The sequence below is a fragment of the Pasteurella oralis genome, assembly GCF_002850605.1.
In the GTDB taxonomy this organism is placed as follows: domain Bacteria; phylum Pseudomonadota; class Gammaproteobacteria; order Enterobacterales; family Pasteurellaceae; genus Pasteurella; species Pasteurella oralis.
This window is the reverse complement of the sequence record NZ_NXGB01000003.1, coordinates 177,835-192,441: the sequence shown is the minus strand read 5'-3', so window position 1 is coordinate 192,441 and position 14,607 is coordinate 177,835. Positions and strand designations below refer to the sequence as shown.

12 protein-coding genes are annotated in these 14,607 nt (G+C 38.7%); 3 read left to right on the top strand and 9 right to left on the bottom strand.

Annotated features, from left to right (window positions below; all coding sequences use genetic code 11):
* Positions 1 to 8: 8 nt before the first annotated feature.
* From C0975_RS05210 to rsuA, 9 genes are all read right to left on the bottom strand, one after another.
* On the bottom strand, positions 9 to 749 hold the full coding sequence (locus C0975_RS05210; protein ID WP_101775335.1) for a heme ABC transporter permease: 741 nt from the start codon (positions 747 to 749) through the stop codon (positions 9 to 11).
* Positions 750 to 761: 12 nt separating this feature from the next.
* Positions 762 to 1,427 (bottom strand): heme exporter protein CcmB, encoded by a 666-nt coding sequence (gene ccmB, locus C0975_RS05205; RefSeq protein ID WP_101775334.1) that lies wholly within the window; start codon positions 1,425 to 1,427, stop codon positions 762 to 764.
* A 45-nt stretch (positions 1,428 to 1,472) separates the two neighbouring features.
* Positions 1,473 to 2,114, bottom strand: coding sequence for a cytochrome c biogenesis heme-transporting ATPase CcmA (gene ccmA, locus C0975_RS05200; RefSeq protein WP_101775333.1), 642 nt, complete (start codon positions 2,112 to 2,114; stop codon positions 1,473 to 1,475).
* Between the two features lie 477 nt (positions 2,115 to 2,591).
* Complete coding sequence (gene treC / locus C0975_RS05195; protein WP_101775332.1) at positions 2,592 to 4,232, bottom strand: alpha,alpha-phosphotrehalase; 1,641 nt, start codon at positions 4,230 to 4,232, stop codon at positions 2,592 to 2,594.
* 32 nt (positions 4,233 to 4,264) lie between these two features.
* Positions 4,265 to 4,621 carry an MmcQ/YjbR family DNA-binding protein gene (locus C0975_RS05190; RefSeq protein ID WP_101775331.1) on the bottom strand — a complete coding sequence of 119 codons (357 nt, stop codon included), beginning with the start codon at positions 4,619 to 4,621 and terminating at the stop codon, positions 4,265 to 4,267.
* Positions 4,622 to 4,713: 92 nt separating this feature from the next.
* Complete coding sequence (treB, locus tag C0975_RS05185) at positions 4,714 to 6,132, bottom strand: PTS trehalose transporter subunit IIBC (protein ID WP_101775330.1); 1,419 nt, start codon at positions 6,130 to 6,132, stop codon at positions 4,714 to 4,716.
* A 154-nt stretch (positions 6,133 to 6,286) separates the two neighbouring features.
* The gene (gene treR / locus C0975_RS05180; protein ID WP_101775329.1) at positions 6,287 to 7,231 is read right to left on the bottom strand and encodes a trehalose operon repressor TreR; all 945 of its coding nucleotides are present in this window, start codon (positions 7,229 to 7,231) and stop codon (positions 6,287 to 6,289) included.
* Position 7,232: 1 nt separating this feature from the next.
* Positions 7,233 to 8,435: a Bcr/CflA family multidrug efflux MFS transporter gene (locus C0975_RS05175; protein WP_101775328.1), complete on the bottom strand. Its 1,203-nt coding sequence runs from the start codon at positions 8,433 to 8,435 to the stop codon at positions 7,233 to 7,235.
* Between the two features lies 1 nt (position 8,436).
* On the bottom strand, positions 8,437 to 9,138 hold the full coding sequence (rsuA, locus tag C0975_RS05170) for a 16S rRNA pseudouridine(516) synthase RsuA (protein WP_101775327.1): 702 nt from the start codon (positions 9,136 to 9,138) through the stop codon (positions 8,437 to 8,439).
* A gap of 213 nt (positions 9,139 to 9,351) precedes the next feature.
* Between rsuA and C0975_RS05165 the strand changes: the two genes are divergently transcribed.
* The 3 genes from C0975_RS05165 to cpdB all read left to right on the top strand — a co-directional run bounded on the left by C0975_RS05165 (position 9,352) and on the right by cpdB (position 14,589).
* Positions 9,352 to 11,628: an NADP-dependent malic enzyme gene (locus tag C0975_RS05165; protein WP_101775326.1), complete on the top strand. Its 2,277-nt coding sequence runs from the start codon at positions 9,352 to 9,354 to the stop codon at positions 11,626 to 11,628.
* Between the two features lie 159 nt (positions 11,629 to 11,787).
* Positions 11,788 to 12,432 carry a superoxide dismutase [Mn] gene (gene sodA, locus C0975_RS05160; protein WP_101775325.1) on the top strand — a complete coding sequence of 215 codons (645 nt, stop codon included), beginning with the start codon at positions 11,788 to 11,790 and terminating at the stop codon, positions 12,430 to 12,432.
* A gap of 183 nt (positions 12,433 to 12,615) precedes the next feature.
* Positions 12,616 to 14,589: a 2',3'-cyclic-nucleotide 2'-phosphodiesterase gene (gene cpdB, locus C0975_RS05155; protein ID WP_101775324.1), complete on the top strand. Its 1,974-nt coding sequence runs from the start codon at positions 12,616 to 12,618 to the stop codon at positions 14,587 to 14,589.
* Positions 14,590 to 14,607: the final 18 nt, after the last annotated feature.

Here is a 14,607-nt window from a genome sequence, read left to right as displayed (position 1 = left end):
CCCAACACTTACTTCAGGTTATTCGCTAAAGCCTGTACCCAAGGACGTTTACTGTCCTCTCTCACTAAAGCAGTACGATAACGAATTAAAGTTAACCAAATATAAAGCATCATAAAGCCGAAAATACATAAAATTAATGGAATCAACATCGGTGTGGCTATAGATGGCTTTTCAAATTTAGTAATGCTTGCGCCTTGATGCAACGTATTCCACCACTCTACTGAGAAATGAATAATAGGTAGGTTAATCACCCCAACTAAGCATAAAATACCTGCGGCTTTCGCACCGACAGCACGATCTTGAAACGCAGAATATAATGCCATCACACCTAAATATAAGAAGAACAGAATCAATTCAGAAGTCAAGCGTGCATCCCAAACCCACCAAGTTCCCCACATAGGTTTACCCCAGACCGCCCCTGTCACTAAGGCTAAGAAAGTAAATAACGCACCAATAGGCGCCATTGCAATCATTGCCAAGTGCGCCTGTTTAATTTGCCAGACTAACGCAATAAATGCAGCAATAGCCATTGAACCATACACGCCCATCGACCAAATTGCTGTTGGTACATGAACATACATAATACGGAAACTATTACCTTGCTGGTAATCTGCTGGTGCAAAGGCCAAGCCCCAAATGATACCAGTGACGAGTAAAAGCGCGGTCAAAATAGCAGTAATTGGCAAAAATTTACCACACAAATGGTACTGAGTTTCTGATTTTGCATAAGGGTGTAACCACTTCCACATAAAGCAATCCTTTTATTGATCTAAACTAATTCGTAATGCAGCCGCAACAGCAAAAGGTGACAAGGTCATTGCACCCGCTAAAATTGCACCTAAAATAGCGAGTTGCCCATGATATGGCATACTCAAACTCGCCGCTTCAAGCGTTGAAGCAGAAAAAATTAAAACTGGAATAAATAAAGGTACAACTAATAAACTTAATAGCACACCACCTTTACGTAATCCGACAGTTAATGCAACGCCAATCGCGCCAAGACAGCTTAACACTGGTGTACCAATTAACAATGTGAGTACTAATGCCCACCAAATTTGAATATCTAATGAAAGCAACAAAGCTGCAATCGGTGATAATAAAATTAATGGCAATCCAGTTAATAGCCAATGCGCAATCACTTTAGCTAGGGCAGTTAATGCTAAAGGTTGTGCTGTCAACATTAGTTGTTCTAATGAGCCATCAACAAAATCATCTCGGAATAAACGTTCGAATGATAATAATGCCGATAAGAGTGCAGCAACCCATGCGATTCCTGGTGCAATCCGTGATAATAATGTTGGATCAGGTCCAATAACTAAAGGGAATAAAGTAATCACAATCAAAAAGAACCACAGTGGGTTTAAAATTTCCGCTTGTTTGCGCATGGCTATGCGCAGTTCTCGTTTGATGATTTGAGTAAATATCATATTATGACTTAATTGTTATGCTAACTTGCTCACTTCACTAACAAGTCAATCCGTAAATTTATAATTTTCTAACCGCACTTTAGTGAGTAAATGGCTTTGCACATCTTGATGACTAGTGAAAATCACAATTCCCCCTTGCTGAACATGTTGTTCAAAAAGTGCGGTCAATACTTGCACACCCTTTTTATCAATCGCCGTAAAAGGTTCATCTAAAATCCATAAGGGTGCGTTAGATAGCCATAAGCGTGCTAATGCAATGCGTCGTTGCTGCCCAGCGGAAAGCTGCGCAGCAGGAATATCTTCGCGCCCTAATAATCCAACGGTTTCTAACACTTGCCACAATCTCTCTTCATCCTGCTCACAAGCACTAATATGTTGGTAAAACTTCAAATTTTCCCAAGCCGTTAATTCGGGTTTAATCCCTGAATGATGACCTAAATAGAGCAAATCATATTGATACGCTTCACGCTGTTTTTGAATCAGCTCATCATTCCAAAACACATTGCCTTCAAGTTGCTGGGCTAATCCCACTAAAATACGTAATAAACTGGTTTTACCAATACCATTATGCCCTTCAATTTGTACAAAATCGCCACTATTCACTATTAAATTTAATTCCGTAAATAATATTTTGCCGCCACGCTGGCAAGCTAGCTTTTCTGTTTTTAATTGATAAGATTTTTGCATAATTAATCAATTCCACCTATTAATGGCTCGCATTCTATCATAAGCAATAAACTTGGCGTAGTGATCGAACTCGGAAAATGCTACCTCTTTAGAGGTGGATCATAGGGTTTATTGATTTAAAACAAAAGTTATGATTTCTAACAAAAAAATCGCCTATTTATTCAATAGACAATTTCATTCATTTAAATAAAACTAGCTAATTAATTAGATCATCACTCGTTTTATTTCGTTCTTCTTCCAATAATCGTTGTATCATTTCTGCCATTTTTTGATCTTACAATTTACCTTCTTCTAGTATCGCTTCATTAGCAAAAAGTGATAATTCAGGCTCATATCAACTTGCCATTTTCCCCATGCCATTACACTTTCCTAGTTATCTATCCACAGAAACACGGTTAAAGCAATAAATAAAAAAGTGCGAAAATCAACCGCACTTTAGTCAACACAATATTTTGCTATCACATGATTTGGAAAAAATCATTTATACAGATAGATGGCTTGATAAGGCTTTAATGTCATTCTGGCTTCAGGTATGACATCTTCATCATAGTTATTCATCAAACAAGTAACATGTTGATTACACCACATTTGTGGTAGCGCAACGACTTGTTCTACTTCGCTTAAATTAGCCAAAATGAGTAATTTTTCATGTGTTGTTTGGCGTTGGTAGCACCATAACGCTGGATGTTCAGGTGCTAGATCTTGATAATCTCCCTCAGTTAAAATAGGCAATTTTTTCCGCAATGCAATCAATGCCTGATAAGTATAGAACACGGAATTTCTATCCGCTAAAGCGGCTTTTGCATTGATTTGTGAATAATTTTTCGCTACTTCAATCCAAGCTGTTCCCGTAGTAAATCCCGCCTGTTCTGAGTCATCCCATTGCATTGGTGTACGACCGTTATCACGGGATTTTTGTGCCAAAATTTGCATGATTAATGCTTCATCAATCCCTTTCTCTCGCAATTCTGCATAGGCGTTCAGACTTTCTACATCACGATATTGTTCAATCGTAGTGAAGTTTGGATTTGTCATACCAAATTCTTCACCCTGATAAATATAAGGCGTTCCTTGCAAACCGTGTAAGATCATCGCCAGCATTTTGGCTGACTGTTGATGCCATTGCCCTTCATCACCAAAACGCGACACAATACGTGGCTGGTCATGATTACACCAGAACAATGCATTCCATGCCTGACCATGCATACCTTGTTGCCAATAGTTAAAAATAGATTTTAATTGCACATAATCTGGTTTGGCATAGCTCCATTTTTCACCTTTTGGATAATCTACTTTTAAGTGATGGAAATTAAAAGTCATCGACAGCTCTGTGCCTGCTAAATTGGCATATTGTTGGCAATTTTCTAATGTGGTGGAAGACATTTCGCCAACAGTCATTAAGCCATAAGGCGTTAACGCACGTTGATTTAATAATTGCAAATACTGGTGAATTTTAGGTCCATCGGTATAAAAACGACGTCCATCACCTTCGTCATCATCTTCAAATTGTTCAGGTTTTGAAATCAAGTTCACCACATCTAAACGCAAACCATCAATGCCTTTTTCTGCCCAAAACTGACAAATCGCAAACAATTCTTCACGCAATCTTGGATTTTCCCAATTTAAATCTGCCTGTTCTGGAGCAAATAAATGTAAATAGTACTTCTGTGCTTTATCAGACCATTTCCATGCCGAACCACCAAACTTAGATTTCCAATTAGTGGGTTCTTCACGCCAAATATAATAATCATGGTAAGCACTATTTGGATCTTCACCTTCAACAAACCATGGATGGAAAGTAGAGCTATGGTTAAACACCATATCCATTACAATTTTGATACCACGTTGGTGTGCTTGAGCAATTAACTGCTCAAAATCAGCCATACTGCCATAACTTGGATCAATATCACGATAATTAGCAATATCATAGCCATTATCAACTTGTGGCGAAACATACATTGGGGTAATCCAAAGCCCATCAACTCCCAATTCTTTTAAGTAATCTAATCGCTTGATAATGCCTTGAATATCCCCTGTACCACTCCCTGTCGTATCTTGGAAAGATTTCGGATAAATTTGGTAAATCACGCCGTTTTGCCACCAATTTTTACTACTCATCTTGTTCCCTTATAAAATTGTATTGATATCAACTAACGAGTTAAATCAAAACTCCAGTCGATTAAATGATAAGCTTGTTGTTGTGAAAAAGTACTATTCAGACGTAAGCTAAACCAATGTGTTTTGTTCATATGGTAGGCGGGAAAAATCGCTTCACTTTGACGTAAACTATCAATTACTGCAGGTTCGCATTTCAAATTAACAATATCGATTTGTTCTGTATCTGATAATCCTAAACTGACTGCTGGTACAGTTAAAATCAATGCAAACCATTTACGATTATGTTGATGACGTAATACCGCGTAATCAGGCTTATCTTGCCAAGGATAGTCGGGGCAAATAGCATATTTATTCGCGATGTATTCTAAAATAACGTCACGCGTTAACACCTATTCCCCCCGTTGAACAATGCTTTTATCTAAATTCTGTAAAAACAGACCGCACTTTCCCTCCAGCTGAGTAAGAAGAGAAAGTGGAATGATTAGCTCAAAGTACCTGCTTTTTCTTTACGTTTGTAAACAATCGTAGTGAGGATAAATGGCACCACAATCGCTGTTGCCATTGCTAAGGCATAAACAGCCCAATACTGGTGTTGGATAGAGAGAATTCCCGGCAAGCCACCAACCCCAATACTACTTGCTAATACGCCCGCTAAACCACAGATTAAACCAGCCGCCGCTGATCCCACCATTGCACACAACATTGGGAAACGATATTTCAAGTTGATCCCATACATTGCAGGTTCTGTTACCCCCAAGTAAGCCGAAATAGCCGCTGGTACTGACACTTCACGCGATTCTGCCGTTTTATTCACATAGATAATCGCTAGTACTGCGGAAGCTTGTGCAATATTGGATAGTGCAATTAAAGGCCAAACAGGTGTACCACCAATACTACCAATCATTTGGAAGTCAATAGCTAATGTCGTTTGATGTACCCCTGTCACAACTAATGGCGCATATAAGAAACCGAAGAGTGCCGCACCAATTGGGGCAAAATCACCTGTCATTGCATGTTTCACAACAAAAGCAACACCATTACCAATTTCGCGACCAATAGGACCGATAATAGAGTGTGCAAGGAAAACAGATAAGATAATTGATACGACAGGCACAATAACTAAATTCAAATAACTTGGCACAATTTTGGTTAAATAGCGCTCAATAAAGGATAATGCTAATCCTGCCATAATCGCGGGAATGACCTGTGCTTGATAACCGACTTTTTCAATTGCCATGAAGCCAAAATCCCATGCTTCAGGTAGCTGTGAGCCTAATGCATAAGAGTTCATTAATTGCGGCGAAACAAGCGTTACCCCCAATACGATACCTAAAATAGGCGATGTTCCCATTTTGCGTGCAATTGACCAACAGATCCCAACAGGTAAGAAATGGAAAATCGCTTCACCAATTAACCACAAGAAGCTGTGCATGCTTGCCCAAAATGCACTAATATCCACTAATGTTTTAGTGCCATCTTCAAACATTTTGATGTCACCAATCACGTTACGGAAACCTAAAATCAAACCACCGCTAATCAATGCAGGCAATAATGGGATAAAAATATCGGCTAAATGAGAAATACTGCGCTCATACCATTTTTGATTTTGACGCGCAGCCGCTTTGATTTGCTCTTTATCCGCATTCGCTAAACCTGTTTTTTCAAGTAAAATCTTGTAGTAATCGCCCACTTCTTGCCCAATGACAACTTGATACTGACCACCTGTGGCAAAACTGGCTTTTACCATTGGTAAACTTTTAAGCATTTCCGCATTCGCTTTTGCATCGTCATTTAAAATAAAACGTAAACGAGTAATACAATGTGTTACCGCTGCAATGTTGTCACGACCACCAACATATTCAATGATTTTATCTACTGCATTTGGATCGATTTTTGCCATAAATAGCCTCTTTTTTCATAATCGAAGGGAGAAGAAATTAACTTATTGCTTATTATAAATATGTTGATTATTTAATCAATGGGAACGTTCCCAAATGTAATCAAATAAATGCGATCAAGATCACAAATTTAATAAAAAAGATCGAATTATCACATTAAAAAACTAATCGACAATCAAGACAGTGTTGTTGAATTGGCTGATTTTCCAGTAAAGCAAATAATTGTTTTACCGCAATTTCGCCGACTTGTGCGAAACCTAAATCAACACTTAACACATTAGGAAATAAGAAATGTAATAATGGGCTTTTACCCACTCCGCAAACTTGAATATGCGTTAATTGCTGTTCTTGCAAATATTTTAATGCGCCAATAGCTAAAGTATCAGTAGCACAAACTAAAGCAGAAACTTCTGGAAAAATGACCGCACTTGTATGCTGATAAGCCCACTCATAACCTAATTCACCTTGTAACGCGCAAGGTTGTAAATCATGCTGTTGACAAAAACGCAAATAAGCTTGATGGCGGGCATAACCCGTTGTCATATCTCGATCATCCACACCTAAATAACTGATCCTGCGATGTCCTTGTGCATAAAGGTGTGTCATTAATAACTGTACCGCCTTTTGATCATCATAATAAACAGAAGAAAGTGAAGAATAATTTTTGGCAATAGCGACCATTTTATGCTGCCAAGCTCGTAGGCATTGTTCTTCTAATTCGCTGAAAGCAAATAAAATGACACCATCAACTCTGCGCTGATGAAAAAAAGCAAGATGCTCATCCACTAATTGTGGGCTAAATTGACTTTCGACAATGATGGGTTCACATTGTTGTGCATAAAGCAACGGTAAAATACTTGATAGTGCCTGATTTTCTGCTGTGGAAGATAAGCGAGTAACAATGATCCCAATCACGCGATCGCTAACCCCTCGCATCGCACGTGCCGATTTAGAAGGTTGAAAACCATATTGCGCAATAATCTTTTGGACGCGCTCGCGGGTGTTATCACTGACATTAGGATCATTATTTAACACGCGTGAAACTGTCGATTTTCCTACCGCACTTAAACGCGCAATATCTTTAATAGTGAGCTTCGTCATTTTATTTCTTCGCATCCCGATAAATTAAAAAATAGTAACAACTCACTGCCGCAACACTACAACATGCCATCATTAATAGCATAGGTGCAGCCGTTTTCATGGGCATTAATGCGACTAATGAGCCAATTATTGCGCCAGTGCCAAAACGCACACTACCCACCATAGAATTTGCTGTACCTGCCATTTTAGGAAATTTTTCTAAAATTGAGGCCATTGCATTAGAAGAAATTAATGGGTTTTGTCCTGCAAAAATAGCTAAACAGAACGTCATAACCCAAAAACCAAGATCAAAAATAGAAACCATCACTAAACCAATCGCTGCCATAAATTGGACCATCAATCCAGCTCGTAACATCACTTCAGTCCCAACACGATTGACAATTCGTCCATTGATAAAAGAGCCAATTGCCATCACTGCAATATTAAACATGAAAAAATAGCCAAATTGATCGACTGGCACACCATACAACCCGACATAAACAATTGAGCCTGCTGTAATTAAGGCAAATAAACCACCAAAACCAAAAGCAGAAGCAAACATATAGCCAAGCACTTCTTTTTGCTGACACAAGCTTAAGAAATTTCTGCCTACTACGCCTAATCTTAAAGGAATACGTTTTTCTTTATGATGTGTTTCTGGGATGATAATCGAGACAAGTAAACAGGATAATAATCCCATGATACTGATGACATAAAAAATAGCATGCCAATGAAACCAAGAAACTAAATGACCACCTATAATTGGAGCGAGTAAGGGGGCTAACATAAAGACAAGCGTAATCGATGACATAATTTTTGACAGTTCGTTTTTACTAAACAAGTCTCGCAAAATAGCACCAACTAAAACAACAGGCGCAGCACCAAAAAAACCTTGAATAAAACGAAGTAGGGTAAAATTACCAATAGAATAAGTATTCGTCAAAATAAAGGCGGCAATTGTACTGATCATCACACCAAGTAAGATAATAGGTTTACGACCATAACTATCCCCCACAGGTCCCCAAAATAGCTGCCCAATTGCCATTCCTGCAGCAAAAAATGTCAAAGTATGTTGTACTTGTTCTGGTGTAACTGCTAAATCTTTCGCAATTAACAGAAAAGCAGGCAAATACATATCAACACCTAAGGGCGGTAACATAGATAAAATCCCTAAAGTGATAATAAAAACAGTACTTACTTGCGCCGATTTATGTTCAATAGCCATATTATCCTTTATTAAAACAACTAATTTCACAGGCAGTCAAAGAACGATATTCCCCCTCGGCTAAATTTTCGTCTAACTCAACATCTCCTATTTTCCAGCGATGTAAAGCAACCACTTTATTACCTAACGCCGCAAACATTCGCTTAACCTGATGGTAGCGCCCTTCACTAATCGTTAAATTTACATTGTAATCATCAATAATTTCGAGCTTTGCGGGTTTGGTTAGTAATTTTTCACCACGTAATAAAATGCCTTCGGCACAAGCTTGTTGATAGTGACTTTCTACAGGATCAGCAAGCGTCACTAAATAAGTTTTCTCACAATGATATTTTGGCGAAGTAATTCGATGTGACCACTGACCATCATCAGTTAGCAGGACCAACCCTGTAGTATCCACATCCAAACGCCCTGCACTATGTAATTTGCTTGCCAAAGGATAATCAATCAATTGATAAATCGTGGCATAATCACCATCATCATGAGAACAAACATAGCCTTGTGGCTTATACAACATAATATACTGCCCCGCTTCAACCCAAGATAATCGCTCACCATCAAAGTAAATTTGGTCTTCAGAATTCACTTTCAGTGCACCACTTTTTTCAATTTTGCCATTTACTGTCACCGCACTTTGCTTTAAGGCTTTATTTGCTTGTGAACGTGTTAATCCTGTATTCTCAGCTAAAAACTTATCTAATCGCATTTACAATCCTAACTTCTTATCCTAATACACCAAGTTATCTACTCAAGTATTCTACTACTTTTCCGCGACAAAGCGATATGTTGTCAAAAAATAAGCAATAACACTTTGTAACTAAAATATGAATACTGTGTTTCATATCACATTTTTTATTGTTATTTTATTTATAATGTTGAATCTCAATCTTTATTTATCTATCCACAAGAGGACTGTTTTATGGATGCACAATTACGCCAAGCTGCACTTGATTTTCATGAATATCCAACACCGGGGAAAATTGAAGTAACCCCAACTAAATCTCTCGCCACACAACGTGATCTTGCGTTAGCTTATTCACCGGGTGTTGCGGTTCCCTGTTTGGAAATTCAAGCTGATCCTGCTGCCTCTTATCGTTATACCTCACGTGGTAATTTAGTCGCAGTGATTTCTAATGGTAGTGCTGTATTAGGCTTAGGCAACATTGGGGCGCTCGCAGGCAAACCCGTCATGGAAGGAAAAGGTGTCCTTTTTAAAAAGTTTGCAGGGGTAAACGTATTTGATATCGAAATTGATGAAAGTGATCCAGATAAATTAGTTGATATTATCGCCTCACTTGAGCCTACTTTTGGTGGTATTAATTTAGAAGATATTAAAGCGCCTGAATGTTTTTATATTGAACAAAAACTACGTGAGCGCATGAAAATTCCAGTCTTCCATGATGACCAACATGGTACTGCGATTATTAGTGCTGCTGCAGTACTAAATGGTTTACGTATCGTAAAAAAAGATATTGCTAAAGTAAAATTAGTGGCTTCTGGTGCAGGTGCGGCATCTATCGCATGCTTAAACTTATTAGTGAGTCTTGGCTTACCACGTGAAAACATTGTGGTATGTGATTCCAAAGGGGTAATTTTCCATGGTCGTGATGAGCGAATGGATGAAACCAAAAAACGCTATGCCATTACAGATAATGGCAAACGTACACTCACTGAAGTGATTAATGACGCAGATATTTTTTTAGGCTGTTCTGCCGCGGGCACATTGACACAAGATATGGTCAAAACGATGGCTGCAAACCCATTAATTCTTGCGCTTGCTAATCCTGAGCCAGAAATTTTACCACCACTCGCGAAAGCAGTTCGCCCTGATGCAATTGTGTGTACTGGTCGTTCCGATTATCCAAATCAAGTCAATAATGTACTTTGCTTCCCATTTATTTTCCGTGGCGCACTAGATGTGAGTGCAACTGCGATTAATGAAGAAATGAAACTAGCGGCAGTCCATGCAATTGCTGATCTTGCCTTAGCAGAACAAAGCGAAGTAGTCACATCAGCTTACGGCGAAACTGAGCTATCTTTTGGTCCAGAATATTTAATTCCAAAACCATTTGATCCACGTCTGATTGTCAAAATCGCACCAGCAGTAGCCAAAGCGGCAATGGATTCTGGTGTCGCCACGCGTCCAATTACGGATTTTGATGCTTATATCGAAAACCTGACACAGTTTGTATATAAAACAAACTTATTTATGAAACCTGTGTTTGCCCAAGCAAAACAAAATAAAAAACGCGTTTTACTGACTGACGGTGAAGAATCACGTGTGCTACATGCAGTACAAGAAATTGCTACGTTAGGTATCGCCAATCCTATTTTACTTGGACGCCCAACTGTCATTCAGCAAAAAATCAAACAACTTGGCTTGCAACTACAAGAAGGACGAGATTTTGAATTAATCGACATTGAAAATAATCCTTATTTTGAAGAATGTTGTCATGCTTATTACAACTTACTCAAACGTAAAGGTATTACGCCTGCTGGTGCCCAGCGCAAAATGTTACATAACCCAACGGTTATTGGTGCCACTTTATTAGAACTAGGTAAAGCAGATGCGATGTTATGTGGTCTGGTCGGTCCTTATGCTTCACATTTAAGCAACATTAAAGAAGTGATTGGTGTCCAACCTTGTGTACCGACGCCTGCCACCGTCAATGGATTAGTGTTATCAACGGGTAATTTGTTTATTACAGATACCTTTGTCAATCAAAATCCAACTGCACAAGAGCTTGCTGAAATTACAATTATGGCAGCAAATGAAGTGAGTCGTTTTGGTATTGAACCGCAAATTGCACTCGTGTCACATTCTAACTTTGGTACTTTTGATGATCCAAGTGCGGTCAAAATGCGCGAAGTTTTAACTCTAGTGAAGGAAAAAGCACCGCACTTAATCATTGATGGCGAAATGCATTGTGATGTCGCTTTAAATGAGAAATTGCGTCAGGACATCATGCCAGACAGTCCATTAAAAGGCGCGGCAAACCTATTGGTGATGCCAAATATGGAAGCCGCACGGATCAGTTTGAACCTATTACAGGGCACCGCCACTCCAATTACAGTCGGACCAATTTTAATGGGGATGAATAAACCAGTTCATATTCTCACCTCCGCATCTTCTGTGCGTCGGATCATTAATATGGTCGCGATTGCTGCCGCCAATGTTCAATCCACTTGTGCTTAACGCGTTATGCAATAAATACGGGGCAGGTTCTGATATCTGCCCCGAGATTTTTTGTTAAAAATACAGAGAAATAATGATCTCAATCAATTTTTCTGTTAAAATATTGTTACTTTCTATGGCAATAATGCCCTTACTTTTATTCAATTAAAGGAAATCACTATGGCTTATACTCTACCTGAATTAGGCTATGCCTACGATGCATTAGAACCTCATTTTGATGCAATGACAATGGAAATCCATCATTCTAAACATCATCAAGCTTACATTAACAATGCGAATGTCGCTTTAGAAAGCTTACCAGAACTAACAACTGCATGTCCGGGCGAACTATTAACAAAACTTGCTCAAGTTCCTGCTGATAAATTCACAGTATTACGCAACAATGTAGGTGGTCATTTAAACCACACTTTATTCTGGAAAAGCTTGAAGAAAGGCACAACTTTGCAAGGTGAATTAAAAGACGCTATCGTTCGTGACTTCGGTTCAGTTGAAGCATTCCAAGCAGAATTTGAAAAAGCAGCAGCAACACGTTTCGGTTCTGGCTGGGCATGGTTAGTTTTACAAGCTGATGGTAAATTAGCCGTAGTTTCGACTGCAAACCAAGATTCACCAATCATGGGTAAAGAAATCGCAGGCTGTGAAGGCTATCCATTATTAGGTTTAGATGTGTGGGAACACGCGTATTACTTAAAATTCCAAAATCGTCGTCCAGACTACATCAAAGAATTCTGGCATGTGGTAAACTGGGATTTCGTTGCAGAACGTTTTGCTAAAAAAACAGAACATTGCAACTGTTCAAACTAATTTCTACTCAATCCCCTCAAGCGAGGGGATTTTTTTATTACAAAATTTCACGAAAACAGACCGCACTTTTTCTCTATTTTATGAGAAAGATCACATTATCTGAGCAGAAACCACTAGAGAAGCAGCCACAATTTCTCTAGAATGAATACCCCCTAATTTTTCTCATTTCTATATTAAGGAGTCATTATGGATAGAAGACGTTTTCTACAATTAGGTGCGTGCAGTATTTTAACGTTTACTGCATCTAAATATGTATCTGCTGCCGCGCAAAATGCTGTTTCATTACGTGTTATCGCAACCACAGATGTACATAGTTTCTTAACAGATTTTGATTATTATAAAGATGCGCCAACAGAAAAGTTTGGCTTTACTCGTACCGCATCGTTAATCAAACAAGCACGCAATGAAGTTCCAAATAGCGTATTAGTCGATAATGGTGACTTAATTCAAGGTAACCCAATCGCTGATTATCAAGCAGCTAAAGGTTATAAAGAAGGTAAATCTAATCCAGCGATTGATGCATTAAATGCAATGCAATATGATGTAGGAACTTTAGGTAACCATGAATTTAACTATGGATTAGACTACCTTGATGATTCCATCCGTCAAGCCAAATTCCCTATCATTAATGCCAACGTAGTCAAAGCAGATTCTGGTGAGCCGCGTTACCAACCTTATTTTATCCAAGACAAAGCAGTTGTTGATAGCAATGGTCAAAAACACATGATCAAAATTGGCTATATTGGTTTTGTGCCACCACAAGTTATGATTTGGGATAAAGCCAATCTTGATGGTAAAGTACTTGCGCATGATATTAAGAAAACCGCTGAAAAATACGTGCCAATTGTAAAACAAAAGGGTGCAGATATTATTGTTGCACTTGCTCATACAGGTCCATCAGATGAGCCATACCAAGAAGGCGAAGAAAATGCGGCATTCCATCTTGCTGACGTAAAAGGGTTAGATGCCATTATTTTTGGTCATGCACACCGTTTATTCCCAAATAAAGAATTTGCGAAATCAGCCAATGTAGATATTGTGAAAGGCACTGTCAAAGGCGTGCCAGAAAGTATGGCAGGTTATTGGGGCAACAACATTAGTGTCGTCGATTTAACTTTATCACAAGTCAATGGCAAATGGTTGGTGACAGATGGTAAAGCAGAACTACGCCCAATTTATGATGCAGAAAACAAAAAAGCGACAGTTGAAAATCATCCAGAAATCAGTGCACTTTTAGCACCAGTTCACCAAGCAACTCGTGAATTCGTTTCTCAACCAATTGGTAAAGCGGATGACAATATGTACAGCTATTTGGCCTTAGTACAAGATGATCCAACAGTACAAATTGTTAACCAAGCACAAAAAGCCTATGTTGAGAATGTCGTAAAAGGTTTACCTGAATTAGCGGGCTTACCTGTGTTAAGTGCAGGCGCACCATTTAAAGCAGGCGGTCGTAAAAATGATCCAACGGGTTACACTGAAGTAGATAAAGGTGATCTCACTTTCCGTAATGCAGCAGATCTATATCTCTATCCAAACACATTGGTTGTTGTAAAAGTCACTGGTGCTGAATTAAAAGAATGGTTGGAATGTAGCGCGGGTATGTTTAAACAAATCGATCCAAATAATGAACAACCACAAAGTTTATTAGATTGGGAAGGTTTCCGTACTTACAATTTTGACGTGATTGACGGTGTAGAATATCAATTCGATATCACTCAACCGGCACGTTACGACGGCGATTGTAAATTGATTAACGATAAATCACATCGTGTTATCAACTTAACCTATCAAGGCAAACCAGTAGATCCAAAAGCGGAATTCTTAATTGCAACGAATAACTATCGTGCTTATGGCGCTAAATTCCCTGGCACAGGTGATAACCATATTGTCTTTGCTGCACCAGATGAAAACCGTCAAATTTTGGCTAATTATATTTCGGCAGAAAGTAAAGCACAAGGTCAAGTTCGCCCAAGTGCAGATAAAAACTGGCGTATTGCTCCAATTAACACAAAAGCAAAATTGGATATTCGTTTTGAAACATCACTAAGCGAAAAAGCAAAACAATTTATTCAAGACAAAGCACAATACCCAGTAAAACAAGTCGGAACGGATGAAGTCGGATTCGCAGTCTATCAAGTCGATTTAACCAAATAACTTATTGCCATTACATAA